The 15,910-nt window shown below is 67.9% G+C and carries 12 protein-coding genes; 8 read left to right on the forward strand and 4 right to left on the reverse strand.

The window, feature by feature from the left end; translation table 11 throughout:
- Positions 1-57: 57 nt before the first annotated feature.
- From R2J76_RS16400 to R2J76_RS16415, 4 genes are read right to left on the reverse strand one after another with little or no spacing between them, the layout of a single operon-like run.
- Entirely contained in the window at positions 58-1,152 is a 1,095-nt protein-coding gene (locus R2J76_RS16400; protein WP_316412716.1) for a BMP family ABC transporter substrate-binding protein, read from the reverse strand.
- 37 nt (positions 1,153-1,189) lie between these two features.
- Positions 1,190-2,122 (reverse strand): ABC transporter permease, encoded by a 933-nt coding sequence (locus R2J76_RS16405; protein WP_316412717.1) that lies wholly within the window; start codon positions 2,120-2,122, stop codon positions 1,190-1,192.
- Positions 2,123-2,131: 9 nt separating this feature from the next.
- Entirely contained in the window at positions 2,132-3,190 is a 1,059-nt protein-coding gene (locus R2J76_RS16410) for an ABC transporter permease (protein ID WP_316412718.1), read from the reverse strand.
- Positions 3,180-4,736 (reverse strand): ABC transporter ATP-binding protein, encoded by a 1,557-nt coding sequence (locus tag R2J76_RS16415; protein WP_316412719.1) that lies wholly within the window; start codon positions 4,734-4,736, stop codon positions 3,180-3,182. The genes R2J76_RS16410 and R2J76_RS16415 overlap by 11 nt, the downstream gene beginning before the upstream one ends.
- 340 nt (positions 4,737-5,076) lie before the next feature.
- Here R2J76_RS16415 and R2J76_RS16420 point away from each other — a divergent pair, with 340 nt between their 5' ends.
- The 8 genes from R2J76_RS16420 (at position 5,077) to R2J76_RS16455 (ending at position 15,660) form a co-directional block, all read left to right on the forward strand.
- Positions 5,077-6,567, forward strand: coding sequence for an amidohydrolase family protein (locus tag R2J76_RS16420; protein WP_316412720.1), 1,491 nt, complete (start codon positions 5,077-5,079; stop codon positions 6,565-6,567).
- A 265-nt stretch (positions 6,568-6,832) separates the two neighbouring features.
- On the forward strand, positions 6,833-9,583 hold the full coding sequence (locus R2J76_RS16425; protein WP_316412721.1) for a TonB-dependent receptor: 2,751 nt from the start codon (positions 6,833-6,835) through the stop codon (positions 9,581-9,583).
- 72 nt (positions 9,584-9,655) lie between these two features.
- Complete coding sequence (locus R2J76_RS16430; RefSeq protein WP_316412722.1) at positions 9,656-10,477, forward strand: cyanophycinase; 822 nt, start codon at positions 9,656-9,658, stop codon at positions 10,475-10,477.
- Position 10,478: 1 nt separating this feature from the next.
- Positions 10,479-11,945: a M14 family zinc carboxypeptidase gene (locus R2J76_RS16435; RefSeq protein WP_316412723.1), complete on the forward strand. Its 1,467-nt coding sequence runs from the start codon at positions 10,479-10,481 to the stop codon at positions 11,943-11,945.
- A gap of 20 nt (positions 11,946-11,965) precedes the next feature.
- Positions 11,966-13,129 carry a beta-aspartyl-peptidase gene (gene iadA, locus R2J76_RS16440; RefSeq protein ID WP_316412724.1) on the forward strand — a complete coding sequence of 388 codons (1,164 nt, stop codon included), beginning with the start codon at positions 11,966-11,968 and terminating at the stop codon, positions 13,127-13,129.
- Positions 13,126-14,508, forward strand: coding sequence for a diaminopimelate decarboxylase family protein (locus R2J76_RS16445; protein WP_316412725.1), 1,383 nt, complete (start codon positions 13,126-13,128; stop codon positions 14,506-14,508). The genes iadA and R2J76_RS16445 overlap by 4 nt, the downstream gene beginning before the upstream one ends.
- Positions 14,509-14,581: 73 nt before the next feature.
- Positions 14,582-15,010: an MbcA/ParS/Xre antitoxin family protein gene (locus R2J76_RS16450; protein ID WP_316412726.1), complete on the forward strand. Its 429-nt coding sequence runs from the start codon at positions 14,582-14,584 to the stop codon at positions 15,008-15,010.
- Positions 15,007-15,660, forward strand: coding sequence for an RES family NAD+ phosphorylase (locus tag R2J76_RS16455; RefSeq protein WP_316412727.1), 654 nt, complete (start codon positions 15,007-15,009; stop codon positions 15,658-15,660). Before R2J76_RS16450 ends, R2J76_RS16455 begins: the two co-directional genes overlap by 4 nt.
- The last annotated feature ends 250 nt before the right edge of the window (positions 15,661-15,910 follow it).

Consider the following 15,910-nt stretch of genomic DNA (forward strand, 5'->3'; position numbering starts at 1 on the left):
ACGCAGCGGGCCCCGGGAGGCCAATCCTCCCGGAGCCCGCTGCGGGCGATGCGTCGGCTACTTCTTGGGAAGGGTGGAGGCCACGCCCTGCACGTAGTAGTCCATGGCGCCCAGTTCCGCGTCGGTCATGGTCTTGCCCTTGGGAACCTTGATCTTCCCGTCCTGGGCGACCACGGGGCCGGCGAAGGGGTGGAACTTGCCGGCGGCCATGGCCTTCTCCTCCTTCTGGACGAGGGCCTTCACGTCGGCCGGAATGGCCTTGTTGAGGGGGGCCAGCTGGATCATGCCCTCCTTGAAGCCGCCCCACACGTTGGTGCCCTTCCAGGTGCCGGCCAGGACTTCCTTGACGGTGCGGGTGTAGAAGGCGCCCCAGTGGTGGGTGGTGCCGGTGAGCTGGGCGGTGGGGCCGTACTTGCTCATGTCGGAGTGGTAGGAGAAGGCGTAGACGTTCTTGTTCTCCTTGTGCTTCTCCTCCGCGGCCTGGACGATGGCGGTGGAGTCGGTGTGGTGGGTGATCATGTCGGCGCCCTGGGAGATCAGGGTGAGGGCGGCCTCGCGCTCCTTGCCGGGATCGAACCAGGAATTGACCCAGATGACCCGCACTTCGGCCTTGGGATTGACGCTGCGCATGCCCTGGGTGAAGGCGTTGATGCCCTGCATCACCTCGGGGATGGGGAAGGCCGCGACGTACCCAGCGATGTTCGACTTGGTCATCTTGCCGGCGATGACGCCGTTGAGGAAGCGGCCCTCGTAGAAGCGGGCGTTGTAGATGCCCATGTTGGGACCGGTCTTGTAGCCGGTGGCGTGGAAGAAGAACCGGTCGGGGAAGGCCCGGGCGACCTTCTCGGTGGGGTTCATGTAGCCGAAGGAGGTGGTGAAGACGATCTTCGCGCCGCCGGTGACGAGGCCGCGCACCACGCGCTCGGCGTCGGCGCCCTCGGGGACGTTCTCCACGAACTTGGTGGTGACCTGGCCGCCCATGGCCTTCTCCATCTCCTTGCGGCCGATGTCGTGCTGGTAGGTCCAGCCCGCGTCCCCGACGGGGCTGACGTAGACGAACCCGACCTGGGTGGGCGCGGCGGGGGCTGCGGCCAGGACGGAGGCGGCGATCATGCCGCCCAGGGTGGTCACGACTGTTTTCCGGGAATTCATGGATTCCTCCAGAAGGAGTGGGGTGGGTGGGAAGCTATCAGGCCTCGGGGCTGAAGGGCTGGCCCAGCGAGGCCGGGGAATTGAGGCGGATGGTGTTCTTGTTGTGGGAGATGAGGACCAGGACGATGATCGTGGCCGCGTAGGGCAGGGCCGAAAGGAACTGGGACGGGACGTTCAGGTGCATGCCGGAGCCCTGCACGAACATCTGGGTGATCATGCAGCCGCCGAACAGGTAGGCGCCCACCATCACCCGGGCGGGCCGCCAGGTGGCGAACACGACCAGGGCCAAGGAGATCCAGCCACGGCCCGCCACCATGCCCTCCACCCACAGGGGGGTGTAGAAGACGGACAGGAAGGCGCCGCCGATGCCGGCCATGCCGCCCCCGAACAGCACCGCCATGTATCGGATGCGCACCACGTTGTAGCCGACCGAATGGGCGGCCACGGGGGCTTCGCCCACCGCCCTCAGCACCAGGCCCAGGCGGCTGCGGTACAGGAACCAGGCCACCCCGCCCAGCAGGGCCCAGGAGAAGTACACCAGCCCCTGGTGCTCGAAGAACGCATGGCCCAGCACCGGGATCCGGTGCAGCCCAGGGACGTTCCACGCCGCCACGCTGGGCAGGGCGACGGATTCGTAGGGCTTGCCGATGAAGGCGGAAAGGCCCACCCCGAAGATGGACAGGGCCAGCCCCGAGGCCACCTGGTTGGCCATGAACGTCAGTGCGGCGACGGCGAAGATGAGGCCCATGACCATGCCCGCGGCCATGCCGGCCAGGATGCCCAGGAGGGGATTGCCGGTGTGCACGGTGACGGCGAAGGCGGCCACGGCGCCCATGGACATGATGCCCTCGGTGCCCAGGTTCAGGACCCCGGACTTCTCCGTGACCAGTTCGCCCACGGCGGCGATGATGAGCGGCGTCCCCGCCACGATGGTGGCGAAGAGGATGGAGGAAAGGAGACTCGGCTGCATCACTATCTCCTATTTCTTCCAGCGGATGCGGTGGGTGATGAAAACGTCGGAACAGAGCAGGAAGAACAGCAGCAGGCCCTGGAACACCTTGGAGATGGAGTAGGGGAGGGCCAGGTACTGCTGGGCCTGTTCCCCGCCCAGGTAGAGGAGGGCCATGAGGAGCCCGGAGAAGAAGATGCCCACGGGATCCAGGCGTCCCACGAAGGCCACGATCATGGCCGCGAAGCCGTAGCCGGGCGAGATGTGCTCGGTGATCTGCCCCACGGGCCCGGCGATCTCGGCCACGCCCGCGATGCCCGCCATGGCCCCGCCCACCAGCATGCCGATCCACACGGTGCGCCGGGCCGAGAAGCCCGCGTAGCGCCCGGCGTTCTCCGCCTGGCCCGCGACCTTCATCTGGTAGCCCATGAAGCTGCGGTTCATGAAGATCCAGCCCGCGATGAGGGCGCCGACGGCGATGAGGAGCCCGGCGTTGAGCCGCGTGCCCGCCACCAGGATGGGCATGGTGGCCTTGGCCTGGAACAGCCGGGTCTGGGGGAAGTTGAACCCGTCGGGGTCCATCCAGGGGCCGTGCACCAGCCAGGACACGATCAGCTCGGCGATGTACACCAGCATGAGGCTCGTGAGGATCTCGTTGGCGTTGAAGCGCGTCCTCAGCCAGGCCGGGATGGCCGCCCAGAACATGCCGCCCAGGGCCCCGGCGATGATCATGGCCGGGAGCAGGAGCAGGCTCGAGGAGTCGTGGAAGTGCAGGGCCAGGCCGCCCCCGGCCAGGGCGCCGATGAGCAGCTGGCCCTCGGCCCCGATGTTCCAGATGTTGCCCCGGAAGCCCACGGACAGGCCCACCGCGCAGAGGATGAGGGGCGTGGCCTTCAGGAACAGCTCGGCGACCCCGTACTTGTCCTGGATGGGGTTGAGGAAGAAGACCTTGAAGCCCTCCACCGGGCTCTTGCCCAGGAGGTGGAAGAGCAGCATGCCCGAGGCCACCATCAGCCCCACCGCCAGCAGCGGGGACAGGTAGCGCATGAGCCGGGAAGGTTCGGGACGCTGTTCGAACTTAAGCCACATGGGGCGCCTCTTCCTTGGCCAGATCCGCGTCCGGCCACATTCCGCTCATCCAGACGCCCACTTCCTCGACCCCCGTCTCCGAGGTGGCCTTCGACGGCGAAAGGCGGCCCTTGGCGATCACCACGAGGCGGTCGCAGATCTCGAACAGTTCGTCCAGCTCCTCGGAGATCACCAGGACGGCCGTGCCCTTCTCCCGGAGCCCCAGCAGCTGCTGCCGGATGAAGGAGGCCGCGCCCACGTCCACGCCCCAGGTGGGCTGGGCCAGCACCAGGACCTTGGGATCCTGGAGGATCTCCCGGCCCACGATGAACTTCTGGAGGTTGCCCCCGGAAAGGGACTTGGCCTCGCTCCCGGCCCCGCCGCACTTCACATCGAAGAGCCGGATGCAGTCGTCGGCGAAGCTCCGGGCCGCCTTGCGGCGGATCATGCCGAAGCGCACCATGCGCCTGCGGAAGGCCGTGAGGAGCACGTTCTCGGTGAGGGACAGCCGCGGAACCGCGCCGCGCCCCAGGCGCTCCTCGGGCACGAAGCACATGCCCAGGGCCCGGCGCCGGGAGGCGTTCATGCGCCCCGCGGGCTCTCCGCACACGTGGATCCACCGCTTGTCCGGGACCGGCTCCTCGCCGGAGATGGCCCGGAGCAGCTCCTGCTGCCCGTTGCCCGAGACGCCGGCGATGCCCACGATCTCGCCGCTGCGCACCTCCAGGTTGATGTCCTTGAGGTCCACGCCGAAGGGATCCTCGGATTTCACCGAAAGGCCCTCGATCCGCAGGCGCACCTCCCTGCCCTCCTCGGGCTCGCCGTGGCTGAAGGTGGGCAGGTCCTCGCCGATCATGAGGCGGGCCATGGTCTTGGGCGTCTCCTGGGAGGGGGTGCAGTGGCCCGTGACCCGGCCGTTGCGCAGCACCGTGGCGGTGTGGCAGAGCTCCTGGATCTCGTCCAGCTTGTGGCTGATGTAGAGGATGCTCACCCCTTCCGAGGCCAGCTGGCGCAGCGTCTCGAAGAGCTTGCGCACCGCCTGGGGCGTGAGCACCGAAGTGGGCTCGTCCAGGATGAGGAGCCGGGGGTTCTGCAGCAGGCACCGGATGATCTCCACCCGCTGGCGCTCGCCGACGCTCAGGGCGTGCACGAGCCTGCGGGGGTCCACCGGCAGGCCGTACTTCTCCGAGATCTCCTCGATGCGCCGGGAGAGGCCGGCCAGGTCCAGGCGGCCCGGGACGGCCAGGGCCACGTTCTGGGCCACCGTCAGCGTCTCGAAGAGGGAGAAGTGCTGGAACACCATTCCGATGCCCAGCTCCCGCGCGTGGGCGGGGTTCTGCACCGAGACGGGCCGCCCTTCCCAGTGGAGCTCGCCCTTGTCGGGGCGGGTGACGCCGTAGATGATCTTCATCAGCGTGGACTTGCCCGCGCCGTTCTCGCCCAGGACCGCCCGGATCTCCCCGGGCATGATGGTCAGGTCCACGTTGTCGTTGGCGATGACCGAGGGGTAGATCTTGCTGACCCCTTTGATGACTAGCCGCGGTGTCTCGGATTGGGCGTTCGGCATTGGTGATCCCACTCAGGCTGACCTTCGATCCGGCGGTTTCCAGGCGGATCCCCCACAGCGGGGAAGCGCCATATAAATCAATTATTCCAACTGCCCACGGGCGGCGCCTAAATTATGACCGAGAGGTCATCTCAAGGCAGGGCAGGAAGAGAAAGAGTCACTGGATGCGGTATGCAAGTGAGGATAAACAAAAAAGAGACCATCGTGTCAAAATATTTTCACTCCCGCCGCCCCCAGGTCCCGCTTGCCCCGTCGTTTGCACACTAAGTTTATCATTTCCAGTAGTAAAATTGGTCGTTCGCCCCAAGAAATGACAGCCGTCACACCTCCGGAGCCCCCCATGACCGAGCCCAACCTCCTCGTCTGCCGCTGCCGTTTCATGCTCCCCCTGGCCGCCCCCGACCGCTCCCGGCGCATCCAGGACGGCTATGTGCTCGCCCAGGGCGGGGAGATCCTCGAAGCGGGGCCCTACGACCCGGCGGTGGGCAGGCGCCTGGCGGAAACCTGGGGCCGCCGCCTGCGCGTCCTGCACACCCGCCGGGAGATCCCCTCCGACGACCCCGTGCCCATGCAGGACATGGTGCTGCTGCCGGCCTTCGTGAAGGCCCACGGCCACGACCACGAGCAGCCCCTCATCGGCATCGCCCGGGACGAGCCCCTCACCGCGTGGCTCGACCACGCCGTGAACTCCTTCACGGGCTTCCTCAACGCCCGGAAGGACGAATTGCGCGAGCGCCTGGGCCGCACCCCCCAGGCCGTGACGTACCGCATGGCGCGCCTGTGCGACATCCACTACGGCATCACGGCCTCCATGGTCCACCACTGCAACTGGAACAAGTTCCACCTGGAGGACATCGCCCAGGCCAACGAGGCCGCGGGCACCACCATGATCGTGGCGGTGGGCGGCCAGGACCGCTTCTACGCCAAGGAACTCCTGGACGCGCCGGGCGACGCCCTGGCGAGGCTGGAGAAGGCCCTGGCGATCCAGGCCGGATGCGAGCGCACCCGCTTCGTGCCCGGCCCCGACCAGTGCTTCTCCAACAGCCGCGCGGTGCTGATGCCCCAAAAAACCTGGGCCCGGGAGCACGGGACCCTCTTCCACATCCACAGCTCGGAGGAGCCCCGCACCACGAAGTGGTTCACGGAATCCATCGAACCCGGGCTCACGCCCGTGGAGTACTTCCAGGAGATCGGCATCCTGGACGGGGGCACCGTCCTGGCCCACCAGGTGAACTGCGGGCCCCGGGACATCGAGCTCATCGCCCGCTCCGGCGCCGCCGTGGTGCACAATCCGCTGGCCAACACCATCCTCGGCTCGGGCATGCCCCCCCTCATCGACATGCTCAAGGCCGGCGTGCCCGTGGCCATCTCCACCGACGGCTCGGGCTCCGCGGACAACCAGAACATCCTGGCCGCGGCGCGCCTGGCCTCCCAGTACCAGAAGGCCCTGCACCAGGACGCCACGCTCCTCCCGTCCCAGCAGCTCCTGGAGATGATCACCGTCGCCCCCAACCGCATCCTCCGCCTCAACCAGGGGGAACTGGCCCCGGGACGGCAGGCGGACTGGATCCTCCTGGACCTGGCCCGGCCCAACCTGGTCCCCACCCGCCTGGACAACGTCACCGAGAACCTCCTCTGGGCCGCCGACGGGTCCGAGGTGGACGCGGTGGTGGCCCACGGCGCGGTGCTCAAGCTGGACGGCCAGCTCCTCCCGTGGCGCGACGGCACCCGCCCGGAAACCATCCTCGCCCAGGTGCAGGCCCTTTCCGAGTGGTTCGCGGCCTACCGCGCCGAGGCCCCCGAAGTGACGGGAACCGGCGCCCACGGCTGAGGACCGAGGATTTCTGGAGTTTTTTTTACGCCTCTGTCACGGACTGGAAACGGCGGGCAGGGAGCTGTATTATACAGAGTCTCAGTCTCTTCATTACTGATTGAAATAATTTAGGTTATAAAAAGGACCAAGTCTTTTGAAATCATGTAACTTTTTTTCTTGATTTCACATGAATGGAAATTATTCTTTCAGTCACCAATCAACAGCCAAAGGAGGCTTTGTGCCGAGATCCCGTGGGTCCCTCACCCTTTTTGCATTCGCACTCGTGGCTGTCCCCACCGTCCTGGTGGCCCAGACCAGTTCCACCTCCGCCCTGGGCGGCGTGATCCGGGACGGTTCCGGCAAGCCCGTGGCCGGCGCCCTGGTGCGCATCAATTCCGCCACCATGATCGGCGGCGAGAAAACGACGGTGAGCGCGGAGAACGGCGCCTACCGGTTCTCGGCCCTGCCCCCCGGGTCCTTCAGGATTTCGGTGTCGGCCAAAGGCCTTGTGACCCAGACCCAGAACGCCCTCCTGGAACTGGGCCGCACCGCCACGGTCAACTGGAAACTGCCCAGCGCCAACGCCGGCGCCACGGTGGAAGTGGTGGCCTCCACCGCCCGCGTGGACGACGCCGCGGTGGGCCAGACCCAGAACTTCGACACCACCGCCCTGGCCACCCTCCCCGTGGACCGCACCATCACCGCCATCATGGACCTCACCCCCGGCGTCAACGGGAACCGGGCCTGGGGCGGCTACTCCGGCGAGAACGCCTACATGATGGACGGCGTGAACATCAGCGATCCCTCCGGCGGAACGGTGTGGATCTACCCCAACGTGGACTGGTTCTCCGAGGTCCAGGTGGCCGGCCTGGGCGCCAACGCGGAGTTCGGCGGCTACATGGGCGGCTTCGTCAACGGCCTGGTCAAGCGCGGCGGCAACACCTTCGAGGGCAACGTCAGCGCCTACTACGCGGATTCCAAGTGGCAGTCGCGCATCAACGTCAGCCACCCCGACCTGCAGGAGGCTGACAAGGACATCCTCCCCACCAAGAACTGGGACGTGGCAGCCGGCGTCGGCGGCCCCATCATCAAGGACAAGCTCTGGTTCTTCGTCTCCGCGGAACGCTCGGAGCAGCAGACCTCCCCCACCGGCGCCGAACTGCCCCAGCGGGACCAGAAGGTCATGGCCCTGGCCAAGCTCACCTGGGCCCCCACCACCAACACCACCCTGGAGTTCCTGGCCGAGCACGACTACGTGGGCCGCGACCGGCGCTACATCGACAAGTACACCATGCCCGAGGCCACCCAGAAGGAATCGGCCCCCAACCATTCCTACAGCCTCACCTGGACCCAGACCATGGATTCGGACAAGGTGCTCACGGTCAAGGCCTTCGGCTACTCCGGACGCTACGACATGCCCGGCTACGGGGGCAACGCCCTGAGCCTGGACACCATCGACCTCTGGCAGTACGACCCCAAGAAGCCCGCCCGGGAGTTCTACAACAACTCCACCTACGAGGACTTCAACTACCGGGCCCGGGCCACGGTGCAGGCCACCTTCGACTGGTTCAAGACCGGCCTCATCACCTCCGGCGACAGCCACGCCTTCCGGTTCGGCATCGAGCGCGAACAGGCCTCGGACGAGGAGCTGGAGCGCTTCCCCGGAAACCTGAACCTGAACGCCACGATCTACCAGTACGATGACGGCACCCTGGAACTGGACGGCGACTACCTCATCCAGGGCGGGGGCTGGAACGTGCGCCAGCGCGTGGACCGCCTCGCCGCCTTCGCCCAGGACACCTGGCGCGTCAACGACCGCCTCACCATCAGCCCCGGCCTGCGCTTCGAGCAGTTCAAGGCCCGCTTCTACGGCGGCGACACCCTCTGGAACAAGAGCACCTACGCCCCGCGCCTGGGCGTGGCCTACGCCCTCACGGCGGACCAGACCACCATGCTCAAGGCCCACTGGGGCAAGTACTACGCCGGCTACTCCACCTACTTCATCGACCGGGCCATCCAGTCCGCCATTCCCATGAAGCGCTACTACAGCTGGGGCAACTACCCGGTCATCGGCAATGTCCTGGATCCCTCCACCTGGCCCGACCACACCCCGGGCACCGCCGACAACTACGAGTACCGGCGCGTGAACGACCTCACCCTCGTGGATCCCAACGCCCGGCAGCCCTACACCATCGAGACCACCGTCTCCATCGACCACAAGTTCGGCACGCTCTGGAGCGCCACCGCATCCTACGTCTCCCGGGACTTCAAGGACAGCCTGGTGCGCACCGACCAGGGCGTGGATCCCAAGGGGACCTACAACACCTTCGTGAACCCCCTGAACGGGCAGAACTTCAATATCTGGAAGCCCGGCACGTACTATGATCCCATCCTCGACTTCAGCGTCGAGAACCACGCCTACGTGACGAAGAACGAGGACAGCGCCAAGCGCAAGTACGAAGCCGCGACCGTGACCCTGGACCGCCTCCTGTCCAATTCCTGGAGCATGAACCTCAGCTACACCCACGCCTCCCTCAAGGGCAACATCCAGCGCGCGGACAGCTACGACAAGGTCTACTACAACCCCAACCTGCAGGCCAACTCCTACGGGAACCTCCCGGGCGTCAACGACCACGAATTCAAGGCCCGGGGGTTGTACGAGCTCCCCTGGAACATGCGCCTTTCCGCCACCTACACCTACCTGAGCGGCACCCACTGGACCCCCACCTATCGCACCGACTCCTACAACAGCACCCGCTACGCCGTGAACCTGGAGCCCCTGGGCAGCCAGACCTACCCCTGCCGCTCCCTCCTGGACCTGCGGGTGACGCAGATGTTCAATTTCACCAAGAAGGCCCGCATGGAGGTCTTCGTCGAAGTCCTCAACGCCCTGAACCGTCAGGGCGTGACCACCTACATCACCCGCGCGAACACCAACACGAACGACAACTCCAGCGTGTACAAGGACTATAAGTACCCCTCGGAGTTGGACGCCGGACGCCGCCTCCAGTTGGGCGCCCGCTACAATTTCTAGTTTGGTCCATTGAACGTGAGCGGCGCGGTGGGTCTCCGGACCCCCCGCCCGCGGCCTCGCCGAAAGGAAGCCATGCTCCGCAGTTGCCTTCTCCTTCTCCTGACGTGCCTCCTGGGCGCGGCGCCGCCCAAGGGCACCCTGGTCATCGTGGGCGGCCACGGCACCACGCCCGACATCATGGACGCCTTCCTCAAGGGCGCCGGGGGCCGGGGCGGCGTCATCGGCATCATCCCCACGGCCACCGAGGACCCCGAAGGGGAGATCAAGGACTGGAACGAGACCCTGCCCCCCAACGGCATCACCCTGGTGCCCCTGGACGTGCGCAAGCGCGAGGATTCCTCCGCCCCCGCCATGCTCGAGGCCGCCGCGCGCTGCACCGGGTTCTGGTTCTCCGGCGGGGACCAGGCCCGGGTGGGCGACAAGATCGTGGGGACCCCCCTCCAGAAGCTCATCCTGGACAAGTACAAAGCCGGGGCCGTGGTGGGCGGCACCAGCGCGGGCGCGGCCATCATGTCCAAGATCATGCTGGTGGGCGAGGATGTCTTCGGCAAGCTGGACCTGAGGGAGATGGGGCCCAACGCCTACATCACCCGGGAAGGCATGGGCTTCCTGCCCCCCGACGTGGTCATCGACCAGCACTTCGTCAAGCGGGGCCGCCAGAACCGGCTCCTGAGCATCGCCATGACCTACCCCGGCGTCCTGGCCATCGGGGTGGACGAGACCACCGCCCTGGTGGTGCGCAAGGGGGTGGGGACGGTGTACGGCGCCAGCGGGGTCATGGTCTTCGACACCCGGGGCATGAAGCTCAAGGGGGGCTCCTTCACGGACCTCAAGCTCCACTTCCTGCGCAAGGGCGGCACCATCGATCTCGCCACCCGCGCGGTCAAGCCCTGACATGCGGCTCCTCCTGCCCTTCCTCATCGCTTCGAGCCTGCTGGCGGCGCCCGGGGAGCGGCGGATCCCCTCCGATCCCCTGCGCCTGAAGGCGACGGTCTCGTACGGGGAGATGGAGGCCTTCCTGGCGGAGGTGGCCCGGCCGGGCTTCATCACCGTCACGGAGGAGGGCCGCAGCCACGAGGGCCGCGCCATCCGCCTGGTGCGCCTGAACCGCGGCGGCGCCAAGGCCCGCTTCAAGGTCCTCTTCTACGCCCAGCAGCACGGCAACGAGATCTCCGGCAAGGACGCCCAGCTCTGCCTCATCCGGGCCATCGCGGACAAGCCCGCCCTCCTGCCGGAGGACGTGGACCTCTACCTCATGCCCATGGTGAACCCCGACGGGGCCGAGGCCGGGCGGCGCACCAACGGCGCCCAGGCCGACCTGAACCGGGACCACATCCGGCTCCTCCAGCCCGAGACCCGCGCCCTCCACGCCGTGGCCCGGCGCATCCTCCCCCACCTGGCCGTGGACAGCCACGAATTCACCCGGGACGGCAAGGACTGGGACGCCCGGGGCTGGGACTGCTGGCCCCTGATCACCCTGGACGGCCTCAACGCCCCCTGGATTCCCGCGGCCCTGCGCCGGGAGGCCCTGGCCCGGGTGGAATCCGCCCGGCCCGTCATGGCCCGGGCCGGGTACCCCTACGCGCGCTACACCGTGGGGGGCCTTCCGCCCCTGGACGAGATGCGGCCCTCCACCACCGAGGTGGACGACGGCCGCAACAGCCTGGGCTGCATGGGCACCCTCTCCTTCATCATCGAGGCCGGCGTCCGCCGGGAACCCGGCGCCCCCCAGGACCTCCCGGCCCGCGCCGACGCCTACACCCGGCTGTACCGCCACCTCCTGGGCACCGCCGCCTCGAGGCGCAGGGTCCTGGCCCTGTGCGAAGCCGCCCGCAGGGAGCCCCTGCCCCCCTACCTTCCCACGAACTTCTTCTGGGCCGCCCTGGAGGGCCGCACCGGCACCGTCAAGGTGACGGAACGGGCCACGGGCAAGGTGCTGGAGGTCCCCTCCCCGGGGCTCATGACGGACCTGGTCGTCAAGCGCAGCGTGCCCACGCCCCGGGCCTACGTCGTCGACGCCGCGGCCGCGGGCACCTTCAAGGCCCTCCTGGACCGCCACGGGATCCTCTATTCCCAGGCCGGACCCGCCCCCATCCAGGCCGAACGGTGCCGCCTCCTGCGGGTGGAGGCCGGCTACGACGATATCTACGGCCGCTACGAGAACCGCCAGATCGTGGAGCGGGACCCCGCCGCCCCCCACGCCTTCCCCGAGGGCTCCCTGGTGGTTCCCCTCGATCAGCCCCTGGCGCGCTGCGCCATCGGCATCCTAGAACCCTGCCTCCTGTACGGGCTATACAGCTACCGGGATTTCAGCACCCTGGCCCTGCCCGATGGTACCCTTCCGGTCTGGCGCGCACGCTAGCCGGACCTTGGAGTCGCACGATGCTCCTCATCAAGAACGCCGATATCCATTCCCCTTCCCCCGAAGGCCGGTGCGACCTGCTCGCCGGCGGCGGGAAGATCCTGCGCATGCATCCGGACATCCGGATCCCCCGGCGCTACCTCGAAGTCATCGACGCCCGGAACCTCATCGCCGTGCCGGGCTTCATCGACGGCCACGTCCACATCATGGGCGGCGGGGGCGAGGGGGGCCCCGCCACCCGCACCCCCGAGCTGGCCTTCTCCGACGCCGTCCTGGGCGGCGTGACCACCATCGTGGGCTGCCTGGGCACGGACGGGGTCACGCGCACCATGGCCGGGCTCCTGGCCAAGGCCCAGGGGCTGGAGGCCGAGGGCATCACCACCTTCGCCCTCACCGGCCACTACGCGGTGCCCGTGCACACCCTCACGGGCAGCATCGAGGGGGACCTCCTCTGCATCGAGAAGATCCTGGGAGTCGGCGAGGTGGCCATGTCCGACCACCGGTCCTCCCAGCCCACCTTCGAGGACTTCGCCCGGCTCGCCGGGGAGACCCGCCGGGGCGGGATCCTCTCCGGCAAGGCCGGCGTGGTGAACATCCACCTGGGCGACGGGCGCCGGGGCCTGGAATACCTCCGGCGGCTGCTGCTGGAGACCGAGGTGCCGGCCCGCCAGTTCCTGCCCACCCACATCAACCGCAACCCCACCCTCTTCGAGGAGGGCACCGCCTACGCCCTGGCGGGGGGCTTCGTGGACTTCACCACCTCCACCGTCCCGGCCTTCGTGGAGGCCGGGGAGATCAAGCCCTCCGAAGGCCTCCGCCGCATGCTGGACGCCGGAGTGGACCCGGGCCACATCACCTTCACCTCCGACGGCCAGGGCAGCCTCCCGGATTTCGACGTCAACGGCCGCATCCAGGGCGTGGGCGTGGGCCGCGTCACCAGCCTCTTCCCCGAGGTGCGGGACGCCGTGCAGAAGGAGGGGGTCCCCCTGGCCACCGCCCTGCGGGTCATCACCTCCAACCCCGCGCGCATCTTCAAGCTCCATGCCAAGGGCCAGCTGGCCCCGGGCATGGACGCCGACATCGTCCTCCTGGACCCCCGGGACCTCTCCATCCACACCATGATCGCCAAGGGCCGCGTGCTCATGAAGGCCGGCAAGGTCCTCGTCAAGGGGACGTTCGAGTGACGGAACTCCTGGGCAGGCCCGCCGCGGACTGGATCGCCGAGCAGGGCCTGCCCCTCCACCTCACTTCCCTGCCCAGGATCCGCGAGAACGTCCGGGCCTTCACCCGGGTCTTCCGGGACCTCTACCCCCGGGGCGCCGTGCGGTACGCCGTGAAGGCCTGCGCCCACCCCGTCCTCCTCGCCGCCATCCGGGCCGAGGGCGCCGGCGCCGACGTGGCCTCCCCCTTCGAGGCCCGCATGGCCCTCCAGGCCGGCCTGGACCCGCGCACCCTGGACCTCAACGGCAACTGCAAGGAGGACGAGCTCATCCGCGAGGCCCTGGCCTCGCGCATGCTCATCGTGGCCGATTCCGCCGAGGAGCTCGCCCTGGTGGAGGCCACGGCGCGGGCCATGGGCCGCCGGGCCCGGGTCCTGCTCAGGCTCTCCGGCTTCCACCTGGGCGGCGTGACCGGGGAGGCCATCTTCACGGCGGGCCCCTGGTCCAAGTTCGGCATCCCCCTGGCGGAGATCCCGCCCCTCCTGGAGAACCTGGGGGCCTACCCCTCGGTGCGCTTCCTGGGCTTCCACACCCACATCGGCTCCCAGATCACCCGGGTCGAGCCCTACCTGGCCGTCCTGGGCCGCATGGTGGAACTGGGCCGGGTGCTCCGGGACCGCACCGGGGCCTGCCCCGTCCTGAACCTGGGCGGGGGCTTCCCCGTGAACTACCTGGAGGAGCCCGCCTGGGACGAACTGCGCCGGCGCACCGCCGCCCGGGACGGGTTCAGCTGGAACCTGGGCCTGGCCGGCCTGGACGCTGACGGCGTCTGGCAGGGCGAGGCCTACCACAGCCCCTGGCCCAAGGAGCAAATGGTGGAAGCCATCCTCCGGGGCACGGTGACCGTGGACGGCGAGGCCCTTCCCGTCCTCCGGGCCCTGGAATCCCTGGACACCCCCGAACTGCTGGTGGAACCCGGCCGCGCCATCGCCGAGGACGCCGGCCTCACCCTCTGCCGCGTCGCCCACGTGCGCAGGGCCGGGGGCGCCCACAACCTGGTCACCGTGGAAATGGGCGTCCTGAGCCACGCCGACGCCATGCTGGAGGGCCTTCCCAACCGCTGGGACATCCTCGAAGGCCCCGACGACCCCGAGCCCTTCGAGACCTTCGTGGCCGGCAACCTCTGCTTCTCCGGCGACCTCCTTGCGAGGTTCCAGACCCGCCTGAGGCGCCGCCCCCGGCGGGGCGACACCCTCCTGATCCGCGACACCGGCGCCTACACCGCCCATTTCATGGCCAGCAACGCCAACGCCTACCCCCGCCCCCCGCGGCTCCTGGTGCACGGCGACGGCGACGTGACCGTGATGAAGCGCAGGGACCGCTACGAGGACCTCTTCGCCTAGGCTCCCGTTGTCGGGCGCACGATGCACCTTGCAATAGTCCATAAATGGACTAAATTGATAATTGGGTGCAAAAATGAACCGCAATAATGTCGAAGACCTCGCCACGGGCCCCCAGGGGGCAGGCCGGGGTGTGGATGCGCAGCGCCATTCAGGACCCGCGATCCGCGCCTTCTTCCGGATCAGCGAGGAATGGAAGCTCTCCGTGGAGGAGCAACTGGACCTCCTGGGGATGGAGAGCCGGTCCACCTTCTTCAACTGGAAGCGGGCGCAGAATGCTCGACTGGACCGGGACCAGCTTGAGCGGGTCTCCCACGTGCTGGGGATCTACAAGGCCTTGAGGATCCTGTTCCCCTCGGTGGAACAGGCCAACGCATGGGTGAAGAAGCCCAATGCCGCCCCGCTGTTCGAGGGGCAGCCGGCCCTGGGCCGGATGCGGGAGGGCATCCGGGGGCTGTTCGCGGTGCGCTCCTACCTGGACGCGCAGCGGGGAGGGTGGGCGTGAGGCGGGCGGCCCTGGACGGGCAACCCTCCTGGCGGGTCATCGCGGCCCGGCATCCCCCCATTACGCTGTTCGAGCTGGTGGCGTCCCGCGAGGACTTCGAGGCGCTGTACGAACTCGAAGCCGCCTTCAGCCCCCACTACGACGAAATTACCCTGCTCCAGTATCTACCCCGTTCCAAATGGGTCTTCGGACCCGGGAGCGGGTACATCATGGCGCCCTTCGCCTACCTGACCTCATCCCGGTTCACCGACGGCACCTTCGGGGTTTACTACGCGGCCATGGACGAGGAGACCGCCATCCGGGAGGTCGCCTTCCACCGGGGCATCTTCATGTCCAGGACCCACGAACCGGCTTCGGCCCTGGAGGAACAGATCCTAATCGCCCGCATTTCGGGGGAACTGGTGGACATCCGGGGCCAACAGGCCTCCCAGCCGACCTTGTACGCGCCGGACCCGCTGGCCTACGGGCCTGCCCAGGCGTTTGGCGCCAGCCTGCGCGGTGCCGGGGAGACCGGGATCGCCTTCTCCAGCGTCCGGAACGCCGGGGGGGAATGCGTGGGCATCTTCCGCCCCAGGGCCGTCAAGGAATGCCATCAGGTTCGCCCCCTTCGCTACGTTTGGGACGGTGCCAAAATCGCCGGTTGGGCCTAGAAGCCCGGGTAAGTATTCGCACGTGTCCCGGACGTTCGCCCCGGTTCGTTGCTGCGGGCCAAGCCCGCAGCAACGGAAGGCTCTCACCCCATGGTTGGGCCTGTGTTTTCACCTAGTGGCCCCGACCCACCTCAGGGCCTCTCTTCGAGTGCTGCGAGGAGGGCCTTGGACCGCGCCAACGCTAATCAGGAAACGCGACCTCGTCCCGAACCAGCCCTTCAGCAGGTCTGGGCTCGAGCTAACTTCAAAA

Origin of the sequence: Mesoterricola silvestris (assembly GCF_030295405.1) — a bacterium.
Lineage (GTDB): Bacteria > Acidobacteriota > Holophagae > Holophagales > Holophagaceae > Mesoterricola > Mesoterricola silvestris.